This window comes from Verrucosispora sp. SN26_14.1 (genome assembly GCF_004307965.1).
Classification (GTDB): Bacteria; Actinomycetota; Actinomycetes; order Mycobacteriales; family Micromonosporaceae; genus Micromonospora.
The window spans coordinates 1-25748 of record NZ_SISL01000039.1 but is presented as its reverse complement, the minus strand read 5'-3'; the positions used below and the strand labels follow the sequence as shown (position 1 = coordinate 25748).

Genomic DNA, 25748 nt, shown 5'->3' with positions numbered 1-25748 from the left:
CGCCGAGGCGGTGCACCGCCTCGGCGGCGGGGAGCCGGTGCTGCGCCGCTGCGGCGAGGGCGTCATCACGCCACCGACCACTGTGGTCGACATCGTCCGTGAACGGGCGGTCGCTCCGCCCGCCAAAACGACCCCCAAGAAGTCCCGCTCCCGCCGCCGCTAACCGCCTGCGGGTAAGGAAGGGCCCCTTTCTAACGCCTGGTGCATAGGAAGGGTCCCTTCCTAACCCTCCAGCCGCCGGAGGGCGGTGCCGGGCGCTCGGCGGGCGACGGCCAGCGGCGAAGAAGCGGGTCGGACAGTGCTGTCCGGTGCCTCCGTCAATCCGCCACCTGTCCCGGGTTGTGTCATCGTGATCGGCGGGTTGCGAACCCGACGTGGACCCGCCACGCCTCTGCGCCGTAGGCTGACCGCGCGTCGATAGTGTGGAGCGGGCGGCGATGGTCTCCTCCGTGGGCCGGCCGCTCCCGCCGGGCGGTACCTCTGCGAGGACAACGCGAAGGGCCCGGGTGACGGGTGCAGACCGACCATCCGAAGCGGGCAGGGATGACAGGTGCATGACGACGGCAGGTACGACGATCCGCGCGTGACCGGGTCAGCGGGCGACCCTGTTTCACGTGAAACCGACTACCCGAACTGGCGCTCCCACGGAGGCGCGCAGGACCCGCCGGAGTCCATGCGGGACAGGCCGACGTCTGGCGTACCGTGGTCCCCGAGCCCGGAATTCTCGTCTGGTCGGGACGCGTCGGACGGGGCCGGTCGACCCGTCAACGCCACCCCTGACGCCCGCGTGATCCCGATCCGCCGCAACACCTCGGCCGCCGCGCGGTTCGAGGCGGCGACATATCAAGCGGCTCCTGGAGTGGTGCCCGACCCCCGCCCGGCCCCCGACACGCCCACCCCGTCGGCCGGGCCCTACGAGCCGGCCGATACCGAGGCCGCGTACGTTTCACGTGAAACTCCGACGCGCGAAGAGGATGATCCACCGTTGGCAATGGAGGCGATGCGCGCCGTGCAGATCCTGAACCCCAGTGGCGAGGTGACCATGCCTCGGCCGGAGCGGACCCGGGTCATGTGCGTCGCGAACCAGAAGGGCGGCGTCGGGAAGACCACGACGACGGTGAACCTTGCGGTGGCCTTGGCCCTGCACGGCAACCGGGTGCTCGTGGTCGATCTCGATCCGCAGGGCAATGCCTCCACGGGGCTGAACGTGCCGCACCACACCGGCGTACCGGACGTCTACGACTGTCTGATCAACTCCGTCCCGCTGGCGGACGTGGCTCAGGCGGTCGAGGGCATCCCCAACCTCTGGTGCGTACCGGCCACCATCGACCTTGCGGGCGCGGAGATCGAGTTGGTCTCGGTGGTGGCCCGTGAGTCGCGGCTCTCCCGCGCGATCGAGGCCTACCCCGGTCACTTCGACTACGTCTTCATCGACTGCCCGCCCTCGCTCGGCCTGTTGACCGTGAACGCGTTGGTCGCGGCCCAGGAGGTGCTCATCCCGATCCAGTGCGAGTACTACGCGCTCGAAGGGCTGAACCAGCTCATCAACAACATCAACTTGGTACGCCAGCACCTCAACCCGCGCCTTGAGGTCTCCACGATCCTGCTCACCATGTACGACCGGCGTACCCGACTGGCGGACGCGGTCGAGCAGGACGTGCGGAACCACTTCGGCGACAAGGTGCTCCAGGCGGTGATCCCGCGCAACGTACGCGTTTCCGAGGCGCCCAGCTACGGCCAGTCGGTGGTGACCTACGATCCCGGATCACGGGGGGCGACGAGTTACTTCGAGGCCGCCCAGGAGATCGCCGAGCGTGGGGTCAAGGAGCCGGTGAGCCGGAATGCGTAGTGCGGTAGAGGCGCTGGGAGGCGTGGCATGAAGAACCGTCCTCGGGGCGGTCTGGGTCGGGGCCTGGGGGCACTCATCCCGACCGGGCCGGTACAGGAGCCGGAGGCTGCCGGCGTCGGCGCCATCGCGAACGGGGTGGTCGGAGCGCCGGAGGTATCCGCGCCGCCCGTACCCGAGAAAGCGCCGCTTCCCGTAGTAGCGCCGGATCCGGTCCCGGTCCTCAGCCCGGTGCCCGGCGCCCGGTTCGCCGAGATCTCGGTCGACTCGATCGTGCCCAACCCGAAGCAACCCCGGCAGGTCTTCGACGAGGAGGCGCTTGAGGAGCTGAAGACCTCGATCCAGGAGGTGGGTTTCCTCCAGCCCATCGTGGTGCGGCAGCTCGACGACGAGAAGTTCGAGCTCGTCATGGGCGAGCGGCGGTGGCGGGCCGCCCAGGCAGTCGGCCGCGAGAACATCCCGGCAATCGTCCGCGACACCCGCGACGACGCGATGCTGCGGGACGCCCTGCTGGAGAACATCCACCGGGCAAACCTCAACCCGTTGGAAGAGGCCGCCGCCTACCAGCAGCTCCTGGAGGAGTTCGGGGCTACCCACGAAGAGCTGGCGCGCCGCATCGGCCGCAGCCGCCCGCAGATCTCGAACACCATTCGCCTGCTCAATCTCCCCGCCCAGGTGCAACGGCGAGTGGCCGCCGGAGTGCTCTCCGCCGGTCATGCCCGGGCACTGCTCAGTCTTGAGGACGCGGAGACGCAGGAAAAGCTCGCGTTGCGCATCGTGGCAGAGGGGCTGTCGGTCCGCGCCACCGAGGAGATCGTCGCGCTGACCCTCAGCGAAGGCCCGAGCAAGACGGAAGCGGCCAAGCGCCGGCCGAAGCCCGTCGCTCCTGCCCTGAACGACCTCGCAGACCGGCTCTCCGATCGGTTCGACACCCGAGTGAAGGTCGACATCGGGCGGAGCAAGGGCAAGATCACGATCGAGTTCGCCACGGTCGACGACCTGGAGCGGATCGTCGGCATCATCGGGGTCGAGGGCGAGGAAGCACAGAACTGAGCCACTCTCGTCCGACCGACGGCCGCGCCCCGAGGGGGTGCGGCCGTTCTTCTATGGCCGCCGGGGTGATCGAGGCCAACCGGTGCCGCAAGGACCCCAAGCCCCACGACACCGCCCCTCACGGCCCGCCTGAGGCCAGCGAGGCCGTTGCGGGTACGCTCGCCGCGTCTCAGCCCAGCCAAGAGCCGTTGAGCGCCGGACGCGAAGGGCCGAGCGAGCCCGACCATCGGGTTCAGGCCGACGGAGTGGCGCCAAGGCGCGGAACCCTCACCGGACAGGTGGAGGTTCGGAGCGGAGGCTTGGTCGTGGAGAGGCTTGTGGCCGGCGGCGCGCGGGTCGAAGACGCGGAGTTGTCGGTGCGAGTCGGAGCCGCGGATCAGAACGGGCTGAGCCGAGGCTGCACGCGGTTACGGCTGAGGCGGGCGGGCTGTGGTGAAGGCTGCGGGTTGAAGGGCTGCGGTTGAAGAGCCCGGGTGAACGCAGCAGCGGTGAAGACGGGCAGCGGCGGGCAGACGTGCGGGGCGGAAGACGCGGGGAGCGCGGGACGCGGGGCTGAAGGTGCCGGGATGAAAGAATTCAGCCGGAAGTACGGGCGGCGGATGGTTCGGGCCGGGGGCGGGCGTCGGACGGCTCGGAGCCGGAGACCGTGAATCATCGGCGAGATGATTTGCCTTCCGGGGGACGAGGCGTCCGCCGGATGTTCTCGGGCGATGACAAGCCTCGGGTACGGGCGGACGAATGAATGAACCTCCACGGACCAGGCTCGGCGCAATCGCCTCGACAACAGACGTGCCGGTGGTCGTTTCACGTGGAACAAGGTCGTAGTGGGGAGTAGGCGGGCGGACGCGGCGCTCGACGGACAAGCGGGCATACAGAGTCCGCTACATGCTCGACGGCCGTGCACCGCCAAGTCGGCGCAAGCCTTTCGTGCCCTCGGGAAAGAGGGAGGCAAGAGGCCAACTCGTTCCCTGGAGGCGGCGCGAACGTCTCGGCGTGCAGTCACGGTCCTGCTCTCCGGTCACCGCGCTGTTCGGTCGTGAGGAGCTGACCGCTAGCTTTCTGTCATCGCTGTCGGCCCGTCCGGGCGAGTTCCGCCCTCCTGGTTCGTGCACGGTCGCGGGAGGGCAGGGGCTCCGGCGTCGGCTGAAGATCGCACGTGACTCCGCGCGTGCCAAGCCCGTTTCACGTGAAACGGGCTGCTGGCGCCTGCTTGGCGGTTCGCGGGGCTATGGCGACGGTCTCGCGTTGGCTGCGGACCGGGTGCCGGCGCCTTGGTGCTGCGGCCAAGTGCTCATGACTCGATACACCGCAGATGACAGGAGGTTGTGATCCGCGTCCGTGATGACTAGCGGCGGGCCGGAGCACGTGGGCCCGGGCATCGCTGAAGACTTCGGCCGCCCGGTTCGCAGCGGCGGGTGGCCGAGACCAGGGTGACCTCGGAGCCGACGCGGATAGCGCCGTCCAAGGGGAAGGGGCGCCCCTGCCCACCGAAGGAAGCCGCCCGGCCTTCGCGCACCCATCAAAGCGATCCCGTCAGGCTGCGTCCGAGAAACTGAGTGAGGGGCCGATCCCCAAGCGTCCTGCCCATCGGATCGGCTGCCGACTGCTGGCCAGACTCGCGCCTGCTTGGCGAATGACGTCGCCCGGTCTGCCCGCCCCATCCGCGTCCTGTCGGACCGCCAACCCGGCCCCGGCTCGCCCGTCGGCGTGCCCATCCGCCCGTCTGTCGACCGCCTGCTGGCTCGCCGGCCTGTCCGTCCTTCCGATGGCCCCGCCGGCTGGCTCGGCCCGCCGGACAGGGGTCCACCCGGGCGACTGGGCGTTGCTGTCGGACAGACCACTGGGCACGCCCGCCCGGCTCGTCGATTGACATGTGCCCACCGGCTCGGTCCTCGCCCACCCGCCAGACCGCTTGGCTCACAAGTCGGTTCGTTCAGCGCCATCGCTCGGCTCGCCACCGCTCGGCTCGTCACCGCGCCCACTCACGGGAGAACGGAGACAGGGGCAGCCGTGCCGCGAAGGGCCGACGAAGGACTCTGTTGCGTGGGGCATGCGGCTTCAGAAGCTCCGGCGACATCGACCCACTGAGGCCAGGGACCGCCCTGCGACCTCCGATGGCATCGCCGTTTCACGTGAAACGGGCGACAGCAGGAACGACCGGAAGCGGCTTGAAAGTTATCCACACCGGTTTTCCACAGGCCGGCGCCGTTTCACGTGAAACCGAGGGCCAAAACCCTTGCCGAACTGGGGATGACGACAGTTGCAGGCCGACGTGCAAGCCTGTGGATAACTCTGGGGAAAGTGGGAGTGTGTGCTGCTGTCGCGATCTGAGCCGCTGCGGAATCGAACATGCTTCGGGTAGGGACACTGGTGCCGTACTCGGTTAGGGTCAGCCTCGTGCACGACACCCCTCCCTCAGTCCCGGACTTCACCCAGTGGCCGTCTTTCCCCTTCGAAGGTGACCTGCAAGTCAAGCGACTCGACGAGCCGGTCGCGGTGGAGCCGCCCCGCAAGGGCGAGGCGCACCGTGAATGCACCGCATGTCAGGCGCCCGACGAGGCGTACATCTGGGTGGGTGAGAGGTGGCGCGTACGGGCGATGGACCGTCCCACCGGCCTGCCGATGGTGCTCATCCTGGAGTCCCGGTCGCACCTCGATCTCGGTGACCTGCCCAACCTGCTCGCGGCCGAGTTGGGGGTGATGACGGTACGGCTGGAGCGCGCCATCCGCTCGCTCGACGGGGTGGCCCGGGTACACGTCAACAGGTGGGGCGACGGATCGGCGCACCTGCACCTCTGGTTCCTTGCCCGACCGTACGGGCGGCTGCAACTACGCGGGACGTTTCTTTCCCTCTGGGATTCGATCCTGCCGCCGATCTCCGAGGACCAGTGGCGGGAGAACCTGGCTCTGGTAGCCGCCTGGCTCGCGGAGTTCGGCGGCCGACCGTTGGCCGAGCCGCCCCGCATCCAGTGGCAGGCGCCGTCCAGCCTCGCCGCCCAGGCGGCACCCTCTGCGGAGAGTCGCCAGCCGAGCGAGGGTGGGTCGCTCCTGGACGTCATCGGCGAGACGGCCGAGCCGCCGGACGTGCTCCAGGTCGACGACGACTTTCCCAACGATCGGACGAGCGGTCCGCCCGGCACCACGCTTCCCGAGCAGGCCGTCGAGGAACAGGCCGAGGAAGCACCGGCCGGGAAGCCCGCAGACGCCGAGAACAACGACGCCGAGTACGAGGATGTCGAGGGCAGGAACGTCGAGGGCAAGGACGCCGGGTCGACCTCTGCGGCCGACGATCCGGCCGCAGCCCGCCCGGCGCCCGATCAGAAGCCCCGCGACAGGGGTGCCGAGACGCCGCCGGTGGATTCGGCCACCAGCGCAGGAACGGCAGCGCCGGCCCCTGGCCGGGAAGGTACCCGCCCGGCCCAGTGATCCCGCCCGCACGAAGGGCTCGTCCAGGTGGGCCAGGACGTCAGCAGGCCGGAACACCGGGCAGGCAGTGACCACAACCAGGCAGGCGGGAGATCGCGACACCCCGGCAACGGCGCTCAGCGTGGCGCTGAGGGGCCGTACGGCTGATCAGCAGTCCCGAGGGTGCCGGCGGATCGGCGGAGCGGTCAGGAGGCTCTCAGCGGATGGCGGCTCGGGCGACCAGGTCGGCGATCACCTGGCCGAAGTCCAGCCCGGCCGCCTGGACCGCGAGCGGCAGCAGCGACGTCTCGGTCATCCCCGGGGAGACGTTGACCTCCAGCACGTGCGGCTGACCGGCCGGGTCGACGATCAGGTCGACCCGGCTGAGGTCCCGTAGGCCGAGTGCGGTGTGGGCGGCCAGCGCCACCTCCGCCACCGCGTCGGCCACCGCCGCGTCCAGTCGGGCCGGCGTGTGCCAGGTCGTCCGGCCTGCGGTGTAGCGGGCGGCGTAGTCGTAGACGCCGTTGCGGGGCACGATCTCGACCGGCGGCAGAGCCTGCGGACCGTCGCCCAGGTCGATGACGGAGACCGCGACGTCCATGCCGGCCACGTACCGCTCGACGAGCGCGGTCGAGTCGTACGCGAAACAACCGACCATGGCGGCCGGCAGGGACGCGGCGTCCCGGACCACGGCGGCGCCCAGACCGGAGCCGCCCTGCGCGGGCTTCACCATCAGCGGCAGTCCGAGCCGGGCGACGATGCGGTCGAGTACGGCCACCGCGCCCAACTCGCTGAACCGGTCGTGCGGCAGGGCCACCCAGTCCGGGGTGGCGATACCGGCTTCGCGTAGCACCGTCTTGGCCGACGGCTTGTCCCAGGCGAGCCGTGAGGCACGGGCGTCGCACCCGACGTACGGCACGCCGCAGAGGTCGAGAACGCCACGGAGTGAGCCGTCCTCGCCGGTGGCGCCGTGCAGGGCGATCACCACGGCGTCCGGCGGATCGGAGTCCAGCGCCGGCAGCAGGGCCACGTCCGCGTCACGCAGCTCGGCCTCCATGCCGACGGACCGCAGCGCGTCGAGCACCCGGCGGCCGGAACGCAGCGACACGTCCCGTTCGTACGACAGGCCACCGGCGAGCACGAGGACGTGGAGGTCGGTGGTGGCGGGACCGGACACGACGGTTTCTCTGGCAGCGGTGGCACCCATGCCGGGCATCATGCCAAGTCGGGACCCGGGGTGTCGGAGCCGGCCCGACCTCGCCGCGCGTCCGGCGCGCCGACGGCCCCGAACACCCGTCGCATGGCGATGTCCTGCTCCATCACGCTGGCCAGTCGACGGACCCCCTCGCGGATCCGCTCCGGGGGCGGGAACGAGAAGTTGAGCCGCATGTGACCGTTGCCGGTGCCGTCGGCGTAGAAGCCGGTGCCGGGCACGTACGCCACCCGGGCGGCGATGGCCCGGGGCATCATCGCCTTCGAGTCCAGGCCCTCGGGCAGCGTGGCCCAGACGAAGAGACCGCCGGCGGGAACGGTCCAGCTCGTCCCGGTCGGCATCAGGTCCGCCAGGGCGGTCAGCATCGCGTCCCGCCGTTCGCGGTAGACCTCCCGGTAGACCTTCAACTGCTCCCGCCACGGCATGGTGCTCAGGTAGGTGCTGACGGCGGCCTGTGCGTACGCGCTGGGGCAGAGGATCTGCGCCTCGCTGGCGATGACCAGCTTGTCGCGGACCGCGTGCGGGGCGAGGATCCACCCGACCCGCAACCCGGGGGCGAACGTCTTGGAGAACGTGCTGAGGTAGAAGACCCCGTCCCGGCGGCGGGCGCGCAGCGGTGCCGGCGCCTCGCTCTCGAAACCCAGCTGGCCGTACGGGTCGTCCTCGATCACGAGCAGGCTCGCGCGCTCGCAGATGTCGAGGACCCGCTCCCGGCGTTCCTCGCTCAGCGTCACACCGGCCGGGTTCTGGTAGGTGGGGATGGTGTAGAGGAACTTGACCCGCCGCCCGGCCCGGGCCTGCTCGGCGATGGCGATCTCCAACGCCTCGGGGATCAGGCCGTCGTCGTCCATGGGGACGTGGACGACCTGTGCCTGGGCGGCCTGGAACACTCCGAGCGCGCCGACGTAGGTCGGTCCCTCGGCGAGCACCACGTCACCCGGGTCGAGGAAGAGCCGGGCCACCAGGTCGAGCGCCTGCTGGCCGCCGACCGTCACCACCACGTCCTCGGGCGAGGCGCCGCAGGCGGCGTCGATGCCGGAGAGGGCCATCACCTCGCAGATCCGTTCGCGCAACTCCAGCGTGCCCTGGCCGATGCCGTACTGGAGGCTGGTGGTGCCGTGCTCGGCGGCGAGTCGGCCGAGCATCTCGCCGACGGCGTCCAGCGGGAGCGCGGCGATGTAGGGTGCGCCGCCGGCGAGCGAGACCACCTCCGGACGGCTGGCGACCGCGAACAGTGCGCGGATCTCCGAGGCGGTCATGCCCCGCACCCGGCGGGCGTACCGGTCGGTGTAGTCGTCGAGTGTCGTGCCGGTCATGACATCACCTCGATGCTGCTCGGACAGCTCCCGTCCCGGGATACCCAGGACACCGGCGACCATGGCGACACGGCGCGCCGAGTGTCGATGGTAGCTGCCATACACCGCCACGAGCGCCCTCGATTACGCGCGTCCACATGCCGGACCGGTGTCGACCGTGCCTGAGGAGGGCATTTGCGCGTCCCCTCCCGCGTCGCCGATCGGCGGCGTACGATCGCTCGTCGGGGGCAGGGGATGCGGCGGTGCCGTCCGGGCCGGTCCCGAGTCTGAGCCTAGTGTGGGGAAGCGCCAATGTCGCGACGTCTGGTCAGTCTGACCCTGGACACGCTGGAGGACCTGCCCCGTCCGTGCCGGCAGTGCGTCTACTGGGAGCTTGATCCGGTTTCCGCCGATCGCGCCTGCGCCGCCGGCGACCCGGGGTTGGAGAAGGAAGCCTGGGTCTCGCAGACCCTGCTGGAGTGGGGTTCCTGCGGCAAGCTGATCTACGTCGACGGCATGCCCGCCGGTTTCGTCATGTACGCCCCGCCCGCCTACGTGCCGCGCTCGATGGCCTTCCCGACCTCTCCCGTGTCGGCCGACGCGGCGCTGCTGACCACCGCCAACGTGGTGCCGGCGTTCGCCGGTGGCGGGTTGGGCCGGATGCTGGTGCAGGGGGTCGCCCGCGACCTGACCAAGCGGGGCATCAAGGCGATCGAGGCGTTCGGTGACGCCAAGTTCGGTGACGCCGCCGATCCGGCGGGGGCCTGTGTCGCTCCCGCCGACTTCTTCCTCTCGGTGGGGTTCAAGACCGTGCGGCCGCACCCCCGTTACCCGCGCCTGCGGCTGGAACTGCGGACGGCGTTGAGTTGGAAGTCCGACGTCGAGTACGCGCTGGAGAAGCTGCTCGGCTCGATGAGCCCGGAGTCGCTGCTGCGGCCGGTCCGGCCCGCCCCGGCGACCCGATCCACGGCGGGCTGACGGCCGCACCCGGCCGCTCAGTCGACCACGGTGCCCGCGGCGACCGCCGCCCGCAGCTCGCTGACGTCGATCGAGCCGGTCGGCACGTCCCGCTCGATCGGCAGGTACATCCGTTGCACCGCCGCCACGATCGCCTCGACCAGCCGGTCCCGGAACCGGGGATCGATCAGCCGGGCCCGGTCGGCCGGCGAGGTGAGGTAGCAGACCTCGACGCGTACCGCCGGCATCCGGGTGATTCGCAGCAGGTCCCACGCCTTCGCGTGGGTACGGCAGTCCCGCAGCCCGGTACGCGCGACGATCTCCCGCTGGACCAGCCCGGCCAGCCGCTCGCCGGTCGCCGACGTCACCCCGTTGTCGGTGCCGTAGTGGTAGGTGGCGACGCCTTCGGCCTCAGGGTTGGCGTGCCCGTCGACGTGCAGCGAGACGAACACGTCCGCACCGAGCGAGTTGGCCAGTTGCGCCCGGTCGATGTCGGGCAGGCAGGTCTCCGACGCGGGTCCCCGGGTGAGCTGCACGCGTACGCCCGACGCGGCGAGTCGACCTTCGAGCCGGCTGGCCAGGTCGTGCACCAGGTCCGCCTCGGTCCAGCGCAGCGGGCCGTCGGGCACCACCACGCCCGGGTCGGTGCCGCCGTGCCCAGGGTCGATGACCACGGTGCGACCGACCAGGGTGGGCCCGGACTGTCGGATCGCGTCGGATTCGCGTAGCCACTGCGGGCGACCACCGACCACCTTGCGGCCGAGCCGGCGCAGCGCGTCCATCGTCTGTGGGCCGCAGGTGCCGTCCGGTGCCAACCCCATCTCGCGCTGGAACTGGGCCACCGCCCGCGAGGTACGGATCCCGTAGATGGCGTCGGCACGGCCGGTGTCGTACCCCATCTCCAGCAGGCGTTCCTGCAACGACCGGACGTCTTCGCCGGTGAGCGGCACCGGAACGGCGTGGTAGAGGGTGCGGGCGCCGAGGCGCCAGCGGGCCGCGTCGAGTGCCCGCCAGGTCTCGGCTCCGACCCGGCCGTCGACGCTGAGCCCCCGGGACTGCTGGAAGGCCCGTACGGCCCGCTCGGTGGCGGCGTCGAACTCGTCGCTGAACGGACCGGTGGCCTTGGAGAGAAGGTCGAGGCTGGTCAGCACCGCTCGGATCTCGATCACGGCGGGTCCCCGGTCACCGGGACGGATCGGACGCACGTTCGGCCCCCTCTGCACGATCGGTGGCTTACCGGGCCCTGTGTCGGCACGCGTGGCAGTGCGACGGGGACCCAGGTTGCTCACCGGCGTCCGGCGGCCCCCGAGTTCGAGGTTAGGCGCTGGGCGTTCGGTGCGGGTGCGGGCGGGGAAAAACGCGTCGACCCCGTCCGGGCAGGTCCCGGGACGGGGTCGACGATCGCGCTGTATGGGGTCAGAGCGCCGATTCGATCAGCTTGACCAGCTCACCCTTGGGCTTGGCGCCCGCGATCGACTGCACCGGCTCGCCGTTCTTGAAGACGGTGAGCGTCGGCACCGACATCACCCGGTAGGCGCGGGCGGTCTCCGGGTTCTCGTCGATGTTGAGCTTGACGATGCTGACCTGGTCGCCCATCTCGCCCGCGATCTCCTCCAGCAAGGGCGACACCTTGCGGCACGGTGCGCACCACTCGGCCCAGAAATCCACCAGGACCGGCTTGTCGGACTTGAGTACGTCTGCGGCGAAACTAGCGTCGGTAACCGACTTGGTTGCTCCCACTGTGTGACCCTTCCTCCGGGATGTGTCTGTTCAGCCCTTGGGCAGCGTGGCGATGAAGCGTTCCGCGTCGAGCGCGGCGGCGCAGCCGGTGCCGGCTGCGGTGATGGCCTGCCGGTACGTGTGGTCGACCAGGTCACCGGCGGCGAAGACGCCCGGGAGACTGGTCCGGGTGCTGGGGGCCTGGACCTTGACGTAGCCCTCGTCGTCCATCTCGACCTGATCCCGGAACAGTTCGCTGCGCGGGTCGTGCCCGATCGCCACGAACACGCCGGTGACGTCGAGAACCTTGGCCTCCCCGGTGTGCACGTTGCGTACCCGTACCCCGGTGACCTTGCCGTCCGCGCCGAGGATCTCCTCGGTCACGGTGTTCCACTCGACCTTGATCTTGTCGTTGCCCAGCGCGCGCTCCGCCATGATCTTGCTGGCCCGGAACGAGTCGCGGCGGTGGATGATGGTGACCGACTCGGCGAAGCGGGTCAGGAAGCTGGCCTCCTCCATCGCCGAGTCGCCGCCACCGACGACCACGATGTGCTGGTTGCGGAAGAAGAAGCCGTCACAGGTGGCGCAGGACGAGACGCCGTGGCCCAGGTACTCCTGCTCACCCGGTACGCCGAGCGGGCGCCAGGCGGAACCGGTGGCGAGGATGACGGCCGAGGCGCGGTAGGCGCTCTCACCGATCCAGACGGTGCTCACCGCGCCCGGTTGGCCGGTGTCGGCCAGCTCGACCCGGGTGACGTCGTCGGTCAGGAACTCGGCCCCGAACCGCTCGGCCTGCTTGCGCATGTTGTCCATCAGCTCGGGACCGAGAATGCCGTCCGCGAAGCCGGGGAAGTTCTCCACCTCGGTGGTGGTCATCAACGCGCCGCCGGACTGTACGCCCTCGATGACCAGCGGCTTGAGGTTCGCCCGTGCCGCGTAGACCGCTGCGGTGTAACCGGCCGGCCCGGAGCCGATGATGATCAGGTTGCGGACCTCGTCCACTGCCATCTCCCAATCGTGTTGAGCGTCGCCACCGGCGTCATCCGCCGATACCGAACCGAGTGCCGACGCGGCGGCATCTGACCTGCAGAACGTCATCGTACGAAGCGGAGATTCCCGAGCCGGTCATCCGGTGGGTCACGTCACTTGGTCGGCCAAACGTCCAGTGGCCGCGATTCACCCTACCCGCGATCGGTAGCGGGTGTCCGAGCCGGATCCTGGGATTCCGCACTCCGGCCCGCTGACCCAGGCCCACTGCACGCCGGCGGCGTCGGTGAAGCGCACCACCAGAGCCGGGAGCCCACCGAAGCGGGCGTAGTCGACGACGTCGAAGACCAACGGCTGGACTCCGTGCTCGACCCCGATGTCGGCCAGGCAGGCGCTCAACGCCGCCTGGTCGCCGAGCCGGCTGAGTTCACCGGGTACGGCGAGCCGGTTGTCGCTCTCCGTGCCGTACGTGGGCTCCGTGCCGTCCCCGGGGCCATTCATCACCGTCGGCCCGGTGAGGCTCTCCGGCGTGTAGTCGGCCCCGCTGCGGACCGGTGGACTGCCGATCCGGAACGGGGTGGGGGCCGATGCGGCGCCACGGTCCGGTGACGCGGCCTCCGGTGCCTGCCCGGCCGGGTCCTCCGAGTACGCCTGCGGCGCGGCCGGGCTGGTGCCGCGATCGCTCAGGGCCGTGCCGGCCGTCGAGTCCCCGGCCTGATCGGGCCGGGACAGTTGCAGGGCACCGAGGCCGACCACCGCTGCGGCGGCCAACGCGACCGGTCCGGCCAGCCGGGCCCAGCGGCGCCTACGCCGACCCGGATGGCTCGGTGCGCCGCGTTCCTGGCCCGGCCGTGGGCTGCCGCCGGGCCGTCGGGTGCCGCCGACCGGCTGGGCCGGCACCGGCGAGGGCTTCGTCGAGGCGTGGTCGTCGACATCCGTGGTCACCGCGTCGTCGGTGTCCTCCTCGGGGACGCCGAGCGAGAGCGCGGCGGTCGGGAGGTCGGCGTCGCGCAGCGCGGCGAGGATCCGGTCGCTGACCGCAGGCGGCATCTCGACCGCCGGCACGCCCCAGTCGACCAACTCGTCCCGGACCTCGTCGACGGCGGGGGCGAGTCGGGCGTGCGCCCGCGCCCAGTCCGGGTCCTGATCGACGAGGCGGGCGACCTCGGCCTGCTGCGGGGTGCCGTCCAGCGCACCGCCGAGGTAATCGGCGAGCAGGTCGAGGTCGACCCCGCTGAACTCCCCGGCACTCACGATTCCTCCTGGTTGGCATCCGGACGATGGTGTCCCGACCTCGATCGGACGCCGTGCGGGGCTCCGGGGTTCCCCCGGGTGATTCGCGGCACCTCACCGGCACCGGCGGGAGCCGGTTCGCTGCCGGTCCGCAGGTGCCCGAGCAGGAGTGCCAACCGGGCGCGACCTCGGGCGCACCGGCTCTTCACGGTGCCCTCGGCGACGCCGAGGATCCGCGCGACCTCCGCGACCGGGTAGCCCTGCACATCCACCAGGACGAGGGCAGCCCGCTGCTCGGTCGGGAGGGTGGCCAGGGCTTCCCGGACGACCATCGCGGTGTCGTGGTCGCGTACCGGTGCGGTCGGTTCGGGGCCACCGGCGCCGCCGCCGGTGTCGGGGTCGTGCGTCCCGTCGGGTAGCGGCACCGTGGGGTGGGCCTGCCGACGACGGATGCGGTCGAGGCAGGCGTTCACCACGATCCGGTGCAACCAGGTGGTGACGGCGGCGTCGCCCCGGAACCGCGCCGCGGCCCGGTGGGCCGACAGCATCGCGTCCTGGAGCGCGTCGGCGGCCTCCTCACGGTCGCCGAGGGTACGCAGGGCGACCGCCCAGAGCCGGTCCCGGTGCCGCAGGAACAGCGTGGCGAACGCGTCCCGGTCACCGTCGGCGTGGGCGCGGAGCAGGTCGATGTCGCTGACCACCCCGTCCAGCGGTACGCCGGCAGCGTCCCGGCCGGATACCTCCATCACCGGGTCCGCTGGACGTGCCGCTCCGGTGGAGACCAGCTCATGACCCCTGGACCGTGATCTCCTGGACGCCGACCTTGAAGCCACCGTTGTTCGGCGGCAGTTCGGTGATCCAGAACATGAGGTAGCGGTACTTCTGGTCGGCGTCGAAGCCGTTGAAGGTCATCGTGGTGCCGTCGTGCTCCTCGAAGGGCTGCCCGATCGGGCCGTTCTTGAACGCGTCCACGATCTGGCGGTCACCCGCGCTGGTCGAGGGGGCTTGGACGGTGCCGGTGAGCAGTGATGCGGAGGCGCCGGTGCTGGAGAGGTGGACCTGCACCGACTTGACGGTCCGCTCGGTGCCGAGGTCGACCCAGACCCCCATGCCTTCCTTGAGGTTGCCGAAGTTGCTCCGGTTGTAGGTCTCCGTCGACCAGCCCTGGTCCCGGTCGCCGTCGAAGACCTTCTCGGCGTCACGGACCTCACTGCGATCGTTGCTGTCCGGGTCGATGATCCGGGCGGCGCTGATCTTGAGATCCTGCACGGCGGCCGGCGGCGGTGGTTCCTCGCTCGTCGCGGCGCTGGACGTGGGCGCGGCGACCGGGTCGGTCTGTGGGCTGTCGTCGTCACCGCCGAGGGCGCTGATGCCGACGAGCAGGCCGACCAGAGCCACCACCAGCACACCGGCGATGCCCAGCGCCACCTTCCGGCCGCCGGCGGCGGCCAGCGGCGAGGGCTCGTCACCGGACTCACCGGCGAAGCGCAGTGGGCCGCTGTTGTCGAGGTAGTCGTCGTCGGCGGGTACGTCGAGTCGGGCCAGTTCGGCGGCGAGCACGTCCGAGGAGGGCGGGGCGATCCCGCCGTCGAGCAGGTCCGTGGTGAGGTCGTCGAGGTAGGCCGGAACCCCGGCCCGGACCTGACGGGGAGCCGCCACCACGCCGTTGGCGTCGCGTACCGCGTCCGGGATGGCCGCTCGACCGTGCCCGGCGGTGGCACCGCGCAGCGGCGCCTCGTTGTGCGGCCAGTAGCCGGTCAGCGCGTAGTAGAGGACTCCGCCGACCGCCCGGACGTCACTCTCCTGGCTGTCGTCACCGTCGGTCCGCGCGTCGGCCAGCACCACGCGGCCGTCGTCGCTGATCATCACCGTGCCGGGGTGCACGTTGCCGTGCACCATGCCGGTGGCGTGCACGGCGGCCAGCGCGCTGGCGACCGCACTGCCGACGGCGGTGGCCCGGGCGCCGTCCAGCGGCCCGTCCGCGACCAGTTCCCGTAGGGACCGCCCGTCGACCCACTCGCGCACGACGTAGGCCCGGTCGGCCTCGTCGATGGCGTCGTAGACGCCGGTCAGGTTGGGGTGGATGACCCGGCTCGCGGCGACCGCGGCCTGGAGCATCTCGGTGGCGGAGTCGCCACCCGGGTAGCGCATCACGACCGCGACGGGTCGGCGGAGCACGACGTCGACACCGCGCCAGACCAATCGGCCCGCGCTGTCGTTGTTGATGTGCTCGACCAGTTCGTACCGCTCGGCGAGGATCTCACCGGCTGTCGGAGCACCGAAGGTCATGACCGGCGGAGTGGTCTCGTCCGCGTCCTGACCCTCGCCGACCTGGGTCACCCGTCCTCCCTCGGTGATCGTGCCGATCGATGGACCCGCGCTGCTGGGCATCTGACTTCCCGCTCCACCTTCGTGTGGCACCGGACGGACCGGTCCCGCGATGTGACGCGCGCCGGTCCTGCCGTACCCGTCGAGAGCGACCTTACCTGGGTTGGCCCGCTCCCCGACATGTCATCTTCCCGCCGTTGCCGGCCGGGGAGTTCGCAGTCAGGCGGACTCGTCCCGTTGCGACCGATGTCAGTCACGTTGCCGGCACATGTACTAGCCAATCTAGAGGTCGTCCGCATCCGGCTGTCGCAGGGGCGGTACCGGATGTGACGGCGGGTGGGACGTAACAGGGTTCCCGTCGAACGGCTGACCATACTCGGCCTTCCGGTTGGTTATCCACAGGCCGATCCGGTAGGTGAGCGGCGAATCGCGGAGTTATCCACAGGTGCATCCCCAGCCTGGTGATCCCCGGTCACGCTCAGTGCAGCGGCGTCAGGCGTCGGCGATCACCGCCCGAGACGCCTGCGGACCATCCCCAGCACTTCGGTGATCTCGGAGATGCGCAGCACCGTGGCCAACCCGAGATAGGTACCGCCGATAACTGCGCCACCCACCACGAGTTGCACGACGGCCTCCAGCCGAGTCGGCGTGTCGCCTCCCGGTAGCAGCGCGACCACCAGCAGGCCGGCCACCGCTGCTCCCACCGCCGCGACCGCCACCCGGCCGAGGGTTCGCAGGATCGCGCCCAGCCCGATCCGCCCCACCCGGGGCCGCAGCAGCCACGCGGAGATGATGGCGGCGGCCAGGTAGGAGACGGTATTGCCGATCATCATCCCGGCGCCCGCGAAGCTCGCCGAGAAGATCAGGAACAGCGCGATCTGTACGCCGATCCGCAGCGCCACCACCGGAATGTTGATCAGCGCCGGGGTGCGGGTGTCGGGGAGTGCGTAGAAGGCGAAGGTGAAGAGCTGGCTGATCGCGAACGGCACCAGGGCCAGCGCGGCGGCGAGCAGCACCAGGGACGTCGCGGTGGCGTTGTCCTCGTCGAACGCGCCCCATCGGAACAGGGTGAACGCGATCGGGGTGGCGAGCACGGCGTAGCAGACCGCGATCGGCGCGAGCACCGCCGAGACGGTGCGGGTGCCCCGGGACAGGTCCGCGGCGAGGTCGGCGTACCGGCCGTCGGCGGCAGCGGCGCTCATCCGGGGCATCAGCGCCGTGATGATCGATACGGCGATGATGCCGTGCGCGGTCATCAACAGCAGGAACACGTTGTTGTAGATCAGCGGACCGGCGGAGTTCTCCTTGCCGGCGCGGTTCAACAGGTTGAACAGCACGATCAGGCCGATCTGGCTGACCGCGACGTAGCAGATCATCCACGCCCCGAGCCGGCCCAGTTCGGCGAGCCCGAGCTTGCGGAAGTCGAAGCGGAGCTTCCATCGGAAACCGACCTTGCGCAGCGCCGGCATCAGGCCGGCGACCTGGACGGCGACGCCGAGCAGGGTGCCGCCACCGATCAGCAGGACCCGGCCGGTGGTCATGTCGTCCGGGCCGACGATCTCGGCGCCGAAGATCCCGATGTAGAGGCCGGCGGTGCCGATGACCACCAGGTTGTTCAGGATCGGTGCCCACATCGGTGCGGCGAAGTGGCCCCGGGTGTTGAGCACGGCGCTGATCAGTGCGCTCAGGCCGGAGAAGAAGATCATCGGCAGCATGAGCCGGGCCAGCCCGGTGACCAGGCCGGAGTAGCCGGGCGCGGACTCGCTGGCACCGTAGAGCCAGGTCAGCGGTACGGCGAGGGCGACCGCGAGCAGGGCGGCGGCACCGAGGGCCAGCAGCGCCAGGGTCAACAGCCGTTGGGTGTAGGCCTGGCCGCCGTCGCTGTCCGCCTTGCGCCGGCGTACCAGCACCGGGATCAGCACGCTGGTCAGGATGCCGCCGAGCAGGAACTCGTAGACCATTCCCGGCAGGATCTGCGCGGTGGTGTAGGCGTCGCCCACCAGCGCCCCGCCGAGCGCCGCGCCGATGACCAGGTTGCGGAGGAATCCCGTACCCCGGCTGACCAGGCTGCCGATCGCCATGACCGCGCTGTTGGTGGCGGCGCTGGCCTCGCCGACCTGCTCCTGGGGGGGCGCGACCGACTCGACGGCCGGCTGGTTCAGCGGGTCGGCGGAGATGAACGTGGCACCGTCGTCCGGCCGACCGCCGGGCGCGCCGCCCTGCGCGGCGTTCGCGCTGCGGTAGAGCCCGCCGCTCATGCTGTGCCTCCCAGGGGTACGCCGGAGCCGTACCGGCCCCCACGCCACAGACCTTAGTCAACCCCGGCCGGTTACCCGCGCCCGGCGGATGAGATGCCGATCTGGACCGATAGGCTGCTGGTCCGATGTCCGAAGCCGCCGCATCCCACACCACCGACCGCCGCGAACTCACCGCCGCGCAGCGCAACGCCGTCGCCGAACTCCTCCGGGTCTCGCCGGTCGCCGACGAGTTGGGTCGCCGGTTCGCCGCCGCCGGCCACGAACTGCACCTTGTGGGCGGTTCGGTCCGCGACGCCCTGCTCGGTCGGCTCGGTGACGACCTCGACTTCTGCACCGACGCCCACCCGGACCAGACGCTCGCCGTCGTGCGCGGCTGGGCCGAGGCGGTCTGGGAGACCGGCCGGGAGTTCGGCACCATCGGTTGCCAGCGAGACGGCCTGCGGCTGGAGATCACCACCTTCCGCGCCGAGTCGTACGACCAGGTCAGCCGCAACCCGGTGGTCCAGTACGGCAGCAGCCTGGTCGAGGACCTGCGGCGGCGCGACTTCACCGTCAACGCGATGGCGGTGAGCCTGCCCGAGCACCGGTTCACCGACCCGTACGGCGGGCTCGCCGACCTGGCCGCGAAGGTGGTGCGTACCCCGGGCACGCCGGCCGAGTCGTTCGGCGACGATCCGCTGCGGATGCTGCGGGCCGCCCGGTTCGCCGCCCAGCTCCGCTTCGCGGTCCACCCGGACGTGCAGGCGGCCATGAACCGGATGGCGGCGGACCTGGACCGGATCACCGCCGAGCGGATCCGTGACGAGTTCACCAAGCTGCTCACCGCGGCTGACCCGATCACCGGGCTGCGACTGCTGGTGGACTCCGGGCTGGCCGAGCGCTTCCTGCCGGAACTGACCGGTCTCAAGCTGGAGATCGACGAGCACGCCCAGCACAAGGACGTCTACGAGCACACCCTGACGGTGGTCCGTAACGCGATGTCGTACGAGCAGGACGGGCCGGACTTCGTCCTGCGGATGGCCGCGTTGATGCACGACGTCGGCAAGCCGGCCACCAAGTCGGTCGGTACGGACGGACGGGTCAGCTTCCACCACCACGAGGTGGTCGGTGCCCGGCTGACCAAGGCGCGGATGAAGGCGCTGCGCTACCCGAAGGACGTCACCGCCAAGGTCACCACGCTGGTCGCGCTGCACCTGCGGTTCTACGGCTACGGCCGGGGCGAGTGGACCGACTCGGCGGTACGGCGGTACGTGACCGACGCCGGCGACCTGCTGTCCCGGCTGCACAAGCTGACCCGGTCCGACTGCACCACCCGCAACCGGCGCAAGGCCGCCCAGCTCGCCGCCGACTACGACGCGCTGGAGGAGCGGATCACCCGGATCGAGGCCGAGGAGGACCTGGCCCGGGTCCGGCCCGATCTGGACGGTAACGCGATCATGGAGTTGCTCGGCGTACCGCCGGGGCCGATCGTGGGCCGCGCCTGGAAGCACCTCAAGGACCTGCGCCTGGAACACGGGCCGCTGGACCGCGACACCGCCGAGGCCGAGCTGCTGCGCTGGGCCCGCCAGGAGGGCATCGTCGGCTGACCGCCGACCGCCGTCGTCCTGCCGCCGTGTGGCTGTGGAACAGCACCGCCCGACCCGACGTCCACCGTGGCTCGTTCCGTCGGGGTAGGACGCTACGACGAAACGCCGACGTTTCGACCGAAAGGTTGAGACAGGTCGTTGCGTCGGTCGTACATGATGTTGCTACGTCTCTTCGCTAGCAGGTTTCCTGCCGAAGCGAGACGTTCACTGTCCGTCCGACCTGCCCACCCGGCACGGTCGACACAACGGGGAGATCACTTAGTGAAATACCGTGGCGTACTGCGCCGCTCGGCGGCGGCCGGGCTCGCCCTCGCGACCGCCTCCTCCATCATCACCGTCGCCACCGGCCAAGCCGCGTTGGCGACCACCCCTGACGAGCCCGCGCGGGCCGAGGTGCGTGGCACCGAACGCTCCGACGTCGTTCCCGGCCGTTACATCGTCGTACTGAAGGACCAGCGGGCCACCTACACCTCGGTCCGGACCATCGCCGCCAAGCTCATCCGGGACAACGGCGGCAACGTCCGGCAGGTCTTCGGTACGGCGCTGCCCGGCTTCTCGGCCTCGATGAGCAAGCAGCAGGCCGACAAGGTGGCGGCCAACCCGGCCGTGGCCTACGTGGAGCCGGTGCGCCGGGTGTCGGCCAGTGCCACCCAGAGCAACCCGCCGTCGTGGGGTCTCGACCGGCTCGACCAGGCGTCCGCGAAGCTGAACAAGAGCTTCAAGTACCCGAACACGGGCAGCAACGTCACCGCGTACATCGTGGACACCGGCATCCACACCAAGCACCAGGACTTCGGTGGCCGGGCCAGTATCGGGTTCGACTACTTCGCCGCGCCGCCCTCCGACCCCGGGACGGAGCCGGATCCCACCACGCCGGTGCCGGCATCGGAGGAGGACTGCGACGGCCACGGCACGCACGTGGCCGGCACCGTCGGCGGCGCCAAGTACGGCGTGGCGAAGCAGGTCAAGCTCGTCGGCGTACGGGTGCTCGACTGCGACGGTTTCGGCACCACGGACAGTGTCATCGCCGGCATCAACTTCGTCACCGAGGACGCGATGAAGAACGCGCCGAGGCGTGCCGTCGCCAACGTGAGCCTCGGAGGCAGCGTGTCGGCGGCGATCGACGCGGCCGTGCGGAAGTCCGTCGACTCGGGCGTCACCTACGCGATCGCGGCCGGCAACGAGTCGCAGAACGCTTGCAACGTCTCCCCGGCGCGGGTGCCGGACGCCATCACGGTGGGTGCCACCGACCGGATCGACATGCGCGCGTGGTTCTCGAACTACGGCAAGTGCCTCGACGTGTTCGCCCCCGGCGTCAGCATCGTCTCGGCCCGGCACGACAACAACACCGGCAGCGTCGGGATGAGCGGCACCTCGATGGCCGCCCCGCACGTGGCCGGCGCGGCTGCCCTGCTGCTGCAGAGCAACCCGACGTGGAAGCCGAAGCAGGTTCGCGACCGGATCGTCACCACCGGCATCGCCGGTGCGGTGTACGACCCGAAGGGTTCGATGGACCGGCTGCTCACCGTCGGCTCGGTCACCCAGGCCCGGAACTCGTACGGCCTGAAGGCCAGCTCCAACGGCAAGTTCGTCACCGCGGCCAGCACCAAGAAGGCACTGGTCAACAACGGGTCGAGCCTGGGCACCGCGCAGCGGTACGACGTCGTCAACGCCGGTAGCGGGCTGGTCGCGCTGCGCTCCAAGAGCACCGGCCGGTACGTCGTCGCGCCGAGCAAGGGCACCAAGCCGCTGATCGCCAGTCACAAGACGATCGTCACGGCGGGCAAGTTCACGATCGTGCACCACACCGACGGGACGGTCAGCCTCAAGGCCAAGGCCAACGGCAAGTACGTCACCGCGGCGAAGTCCGGCAAGTCGTCGCTGAAGGCGAGCAAGACCAGCGTCGGCTCCACGGAGAAGTTCACCTTCGACGCGCCGGCCCCGGTGGTCACCATCAAGGCCAAGGCGAGCAACCGGTACGTGGTCGCGGGCAGCAAGCCGCTGATCGCCACCAGCAAGTCGGTCACCAAGTCGACCAAGTACCAGATGGTCAACCGGGGCGATGGTCTCTTCTACCTGAAGGCCCTGGCCAACAACCGGTACGTGATCGCGGCGAGCAAGGGCACCAAGCCGCTGATCGCCAACAGCAAGTCGACCGGCTCGTACCAGACGTTCTACTTCCTGGACTACAACGCGGACGGCTCGATCTACCTCGGTGGTTGGGACGAGCAGGCCGTCACCGCCGGCAAGGCCGGTAACAAGCAGTTGATTTCGAGCAAGAACATCGACTGGAGCAGGGAAGACCTGGGTCTCGGCAACGGCGAGAAGTTCTTCTTCGCCGTCGCCTGATCTCTCGTACCATCCGGCGCCCGCCGGAGCGCCCCCAGGGACGCTCCGGCGGGCGCCGGCCGTTGCGCTGTGCACAGGATCGCCCGATGCCCCTCGATCCCGGATCGAGGGGCATCGGACGTGGTGGGACACCACTCGATCCCGGTTCGAGCGCGATCGTGGTCGCGGTGGGCGGCTGGGGGACAATGGCGGGATGCGTTGGACCGTGCTGGATTCGCCGATCGGGGACTTCTCCGTGGCCACCGAGGGTGACAGCGTGTGCGGGACGCACTTCGCGGCGGTGGCGGGCGCGCCGAGGGAACCGGTCGACGAGGTGTCCCGGCGGGCGGTGGCGGAGCTGCGCGCGTACTTCGCCGGTGAGGCGACCGAGTTCGGCGTGCCGGTGCGGGTGCCCCGAGGCTCCGAGTTCGAGCGGGCGGTGTGGCGGGAGATGACCCTCATCCCGTACGGCGAGACGATGACCTATGGCGAGGTGGCCCGGCGGTTGGGGGATCCCGGTGCCGCCCGCGCGGTCGGGGTGGCCTGCAACCGCAACCCGGTCCCGGTCATCGTGCCGTGTCACCGGATCATCGGAGCCGGCGGCAAGCTGGTCGGCTTCGGCGGCGGTCTGGACCGCAAGGTCAAGCTGCTGGAGCTGGAGGCCCGCGTGGCCCTGCAACAGGCCTGGTCCTGACCCGTGAAGGGCCGGGTCCACGTGGACCCGGCCCTTCACGGTGCTGCTGGTGGTCAGCGCGTCAGCGCTCGACCTCACCGGTGATGAAGCCCTCGACGGCGGCGTGCGCCTCGTGGTCGGCGTACTGCACCGGCGGGGACTTCATGAAGTACGACGACGCCGACAGGATCGGGCCACCGATCTTCCGGTCCATGGCGATCTTCGCGGCCCGGACGGCGTCGATGATGACGCCGGCCGAGTTCGGCGAGTCCCACACCTCGAGCTTGAGCTCCGCGTTGAGCGGGGCGTCGCCGAAGGAGCGACCCTCCAGGCGGATGTACGCCCACTTGCGGTCGTCCAGCCACGGCACGTGGTCCGACGGGCCGATGTGCACGTCGCTCTTGGCCATCTCGTGCGGCACCTGGGAGGTCACCGACTGGGTCTTCGAGATCTTCTTCGAGACCAGGCGGTTGCGCTCCAGCATGTTCATGAAGTCCATGTTGCCGCCGAAGTTGAGCTGGTACGTACGCAGCAGCTCGACGCCCCGGTCCTCGAAGAGCTTCGCGAGGGCACGGTGCACGATGGTGGCGCCGACCTGGCTCTTGATGTCGTCACCGACGATCGGCAGGCCGGCGTCGGTGAACTTCTGCGCCCACTCCGGGTCCGAGGCGATGAAGACCGGCAGGGCGTTGACGAACCCGCAGCCCGCGTCGATGGCGGCCTGGGCGTAGAACTTGTCGGCCTGCTCCGAGCCCACCGGCAGGTAGGAGACGACCACGTCGACCTGCGCGTCGCGCAGCGCCTTGGCCACGTCGACCGGCTCGACGTCCGACTCCTTGATGATCTCGCGGTAGTACTGCCCGAGGCCGTCGAAGGTCGGGCCACGCTGCACGGTGACGCCGGTCGGCGGCACGTCGCAGAGCTTGATGGTGTTGTTCTCGCTGGCGACGATCGCCTCCGCGAGGTCCATGCCCACCTTCTTGGCGTCGACATCGAACGCCGCGACGAACTGCACGTCAGAGACGTGGTAGTCGCCGAAGGTGACGTGCATGAGACCCGGGACGCGGTCGTTCGGGTCGGCGTTCCGGTAGTACTCGACGCCCTGTACCAGGGACGAGGCGCAGTTACCCACACCGACGATGGCGACGCGGACGGAGCCCATCGCGTGTGCCTCCTTCTTCTTGGTCACGGCCGCTCTGTCCTGGTCTCTCCAGGCGGAGGCGGGCTGTTGTCATCTCGTCGGCCGCCGGCCGTCCCGTCGTGCGGGACCGTCGGGGCACGGCCGGAGCGCTCGTTGGCGATGAGCTCCTCCAGCCACCGGACCTCACGCTCACAGGCATCCAGGCCGTGGCGTTGCAGCTCCAGGGTGTACGCGTCGAGGCGCTCGGCCGCCCGGCCCAGCATGTCGCGAAGGCCCTCGCGACGTTCCTCGATCGTGCGGCGCCGACCTTCCAGGATGCGGAGTCGGGTCGCCCGGTCGGTTCGGGAGAAGAACGCGAAGTGCACACCGAAACCGGTGTCGCCGTAGGTTTCCGGCCCGGTCTGCGCGATGAGCTGAGCGAAGCGTTCTTTTCCTTCCGCGGTGATGGTGTAGACCACCCGACCTCGTCGGCTGGTCAGCGCGGGAACCTCCTCGGCGGTGGCGGGTGTCTCGGCGGCCTCGGTGATCCATCCCGCCGCCTGCAACCGGCGCAGGGTCGGGTAGAGCGAGCCGTAGCTGATCGCAGCACGGATCGCCCCGAGCTTGGCGGTGAGCTCCTTGCGGAGCTCGTAGCCGTGCATCGGGGCCTCCTGCAACAGGCCGAGGATGGCGAGTTCGAGCACGGCCATCCTTCCTTTACCCTGTGCGTGGAGCGCTAACCGCCGCGATGTATCGGGCCGATACATCGAACCGTAGCGTCTCACACCTCGGCGGGCAAACTCCTCGCTCCGAGGTCCCCTCATCACGGATCGTCACGGTGGTCGCCCCGCCAGACGAGACCGCGTACCCTTTGCCGCATGCGTACGCAGCGCCAGGTCGTCGACTACTCGCTCCGAAAGCGAGCGCTGCTGCGTGAACTCCTCGCCGGTCGCGTCGGCACCTATGACCTGTGCGACGCGTCTCCCTACCTGAAGAACGCGGCTCGGTTCCACGGCGAGTCCACGGACCAGCGATGCCCGATTTGCCGGAGCGAGAACCTCACGCACGTCCATTACATTTATGGCGACGAGCTCAAGCAGTCAGCCGGCCAGGCCCGCACGGTCGCGGAGCTGTCCGTGTTGGCAATGACGCTGCGTGAGTTCCAGGTCTTCGTGGTGGAGGTGTGTCTCGGCTGTGACTGGAACCATCTCGTCGAGCAGTACCTTCTCGGGCGGGACGGGTTGACCGGTGGCGAGTCGGAGCAGGAGACGCCGGGTGGAGTGGCTGCCGCGAGTGGAGCGGGTGCCCGGCGAAGGCGAGAGGCGCAACGGTGATTCGAGCTCGATCGGCCGGCCCCGGCCGTACTGCACGCGACCGGGGTGACCGACGGCTTGTAGGTCTGATTAGTCCGAATGATTCGGATGTGGCACTGATGCGGCGGCACCCCCGTGCCCCGCGCTCGGGGTGTCCCAACTCACGGCAAACCGGTGGCGGTGCGAGTGCGCCCCACCGCGACGGCAGGGTGTGAGGAATGAATTCGTACGGCGATCCCAGCTCCTCGCGCGGACGGGCCCGGATTCCGGGCCAGGACGACCCGGGGCAGGCGGACGACGCGTACCGCTATCCGGGTGGTGATCCTCGCGGAGGCAACTGGTCGAGCGGTCCGGAGTCGTCCGGCCCGTCGGCCCGTGCCTCGGCCGGTGGCCGCGCCTCGGTCGGCGGATCGGCGAGCGTACCGCCGCCGGTT

The 25748-nt window shown here is 70.2% G+C and carries 19 protein-coding genes; 8 read left to right on the top strand and 11 right to left on the bottom strand.

Annotated elements, in window-relative coordinates:
- The first annotated feature begins 550 nt into the window (after positions 1–550).
- The 3 genes from EYA84_RS33905 to EYA84_RS33370 all read left to right on the top strand — a co-directional run bounded on the left by EYA84_RS33905 (position 551) and on the right by EYA84_RS33370 (position 6325).
- The gene (locus EYA84_RS33905) at positions 551–1849 is read left to right on the top strand and encodes a ParA family protein (protein WP_131052122.1); all 1299 of its coding nucleotides are present in this window, start codon (positions 551–553) and stop codon (positions 1847–1849) included.
- 27 nt (positions 1850–1876) lie between these two features.
- Positions 1877–2899 carry a ParB/RepB/Spo0J family partition protein gene (locus EYA84_RS06605; RefSeq protein WP_131052121.1) on the top strand — a complete coding sequence of 341 codons (1023 nt, stop codon included), beginning with the start codon at positions 1877–1879 and terminating at the stop codon, positions 2897–2899.
- A 2397-nt stretch (positions 2900–5296) separates the two neighbouring features.
- Complete coding sequence (locus EYA84_RS33370) at positions 5297–6325, top strand: hypothetical protein (RefSeq protein WP_236145626.1); 1029 nt, start codon at positions 5297–5299, stop codon at positions 6323–6325.
- 196 nt (positions 6326–6521) lie between these two features.
- On the opposite strand, the gene EYA84_RS06595 is transcribed toward EYA84_RS33370, so the two are convergent.
- Together EYA84_RS06595 and EYA84_RS06590 are read right to left on the bottom strand one after the other, a co-directional pair.
- The gene (locus tag EYA84_RS06595; protein WP_131052120.1) at positions 6522–7511 is read right to left on the bottom strand and encodes a D-alanine--D-alanine ligase; all 990 of its coding nucleotides are present in this window, start codon (positions 7509–7511) and stop codon (positions 6522–6524) included.
- Between the two features lie 8 nt (positions 7512–7519).
- Complete coding sequence (locus EYA84_RS06590; protein WP_131052119.1) at positions 7520–8833, bottom strand: PLP-dependent aminotransferase family protein; 1314 nt, start codon at positions 8831–8833, stop codon at positions 7520–7522.
- Positions 8834–9124: 291 nt separating this feature from the next.
- Here EYA84_RS06590 and EYA84_RS06585 point away from each other — a divergent pair, with 291 nt between their 5' ends.
- Positions 9125–9790, top strand: coding sequence for a GNAT family N-acetyltransferase (locus tag EYA84_RS06585; RefSeq protein ID WP_131052118.1), 666 nt, complete (start codon positions 9125–9127; stop codon positions 9788–9790).
- 17 nt (positions 9791–9807) lie between these two features.
- Here the strand turns inward: EYA84_RS06585 and EYA84_RS06580 are convergent, their stop codons facing one another.
- From EYA84_RS06580 to murJ, 7 genes are all read right to left on the bottom strand, one after another.
- On the bottom strand, positions 9808–10974 hold the full coding sequence (locus tag EYA84_RS06580) for an N-acetylmuramoyl-L-alanine amidase (protein ID WP_131052117.1): 1167 nt from the start codon (positions 10972–10974) through the stop codon (positions 9808–9810).
- A 211-nt stretch (positions 10975–11185) separates the two neighbouring features.
- Positions 11186–11509, bottom strand: a complete 324-nt coding sequence (gene trxA, locus EYA84_RS06575) for a thioredoxin (protein WP_117228228.1) — start codon at positions 11507–11509, stop codon at positions 11186–11188.
- 30 nt (positions 11510–11539) lie between these two features.
- Positions 11540–12490: a thioredoxin-disulfide reductase gene (trxB, locus tag EYA84_RS06570; RefSeq protein ID WP_131052124.1), complete on the bottom strand. Its 951-nt coding sequence runs from the start codon at positions 12488–12490 to the stop codon at positions 11540–11542.
- 174 nt (positions 12491–12664) lie between these two features.
- Positions 12665–13729 carry a hypothetical protein gene (locus EYA84_RS06565; RefSeq protein WP_131052116.1) on the bottom strand — a complete coding sequence of 355 codons (1065 nt, stop codon included), beginning with the start codon at positions 13727–13729 and terminating at the stop codon, positions 12665–12667.
- A complete protein-coding gene (gene sigM, locus EYA84_RS06560) occupies positions 13726–14454 on the bottom strand; it encodes an RNA polymerase sigma factor SigM (RefSeq protein WP_131052115.1) in 729 nt (242 codons plus the stop codon). Before sigM ends, EYA84_RS06565 begins: the two co-directional genes overlap by 4 nt.
- A 40-nt stretch (positions 14455–14494) precedes the next feature.
- Entirely contained in the window at positions 14495–16099 is a 1605-nt protein-coding gene (locus EYA84_RS06555; protein ID WP_131052114.1) for a protein kinase family protein, read from the bottom strand.
- A 443-nt stretch (positions 16100–16542) separates the two neighbouring features.
- The gene (gene murJ, locus EYA84_RS06550) at positions 16543–18294 is read right to left on the bottom strand and encodes a murein biosynthesis integral membrane protein MurJ (RefSeq protein ID WP_131052113.1); all 1752 of its coding nucleotides are present in this window, start codon (positions 18292–18294) and stop codon (positions 16543–16545) included.
- 125 nt (positions 18295–18419) lie between these two features.
- Between murJ and EYA84_RS06545 the strand changes: the two genes are divergently transcribed.
- From EYA84_RS06545 to EYA84_RS06535, 3 genes are all read left to right on the top strand, one after another.
- Positions 18420–19880, top strand: a complete 1461-nt coding sequence (locus EYA84_RS06545) for a CCA tRNA nucleotidyltransferase (RefSeq protein WP_131052112.1) — start codon at positions 18420–18422, stop codon at positions 19878–19880.
- A gap of 261 nt (positions 19881–20141) precedes the next feature.
- Positions 20142–22229 carry a S8 family serine peptidase gene (locus tag EYA84_RS06540; RefSeq protein WP_131052111.1) on the top strand — a complete coding sequence of 696 codons (2088 nt, stop codon included), beginning with the start codon at positions 20142–20144 and terminating at the stop codon, positions 22227–22229.
- 193 nt (positions 22230–22422) lie between these two features.
- Entirely contained in the window at positions 22423–22902 is a 480-nt protein-coding gene (locus EYA84_RS06535) for a methylated-DNA--[protein]-cysteine S-methyltransferase (protein WP_131052110.1), read from the top strand.
- 61 nt (positions 22903–22963) lie between these two features.
- Here EYA84_RS06535 and EYA84_RS06530 read toward each other — a convergent pair whose 3' ends face one another.
- Together EYA84_RS06530 and EYA84_RS06525 are read right to left on the bottom strand one after the other, a co-directional pair.
- Entirely contained in the window at positions 22964–24043 is a 1080-nt protein-coding gene (locus EYA84_RS06530) for an inositol-3-phosphate synthase (protein WP_131052123.1), read from the bottom strand.
- Positions 24044–24066: 23 nt separating this feature from the next.
- A complete protein-coding gene (locus EYA84_RS06525) occupies positions 24067–24705 on the bottom strand; it encodes a PadR family transcriptional regulator (protein WP_131052109.1) in 639 nt (212 codons plus the stop codon).
- A gap of 174 nt (positions 24706–24879) precedes the next feature.
- Between EYA84_RS06525 and EYA84_RS06520 the strand changes: the two genes are divergently transcribed.
- A complete protein-coding gene (locus tag EYA84_RS06520) occupies positions 24880–25335 on the top strand; it encodes a DUF5318 domain-containing protein (RefSeq protein WP_131052108.1) in 456 nt (151 codons plus the stop codon).
- Positions 25336–25748 lie beyond the last annotated feature (413 nt).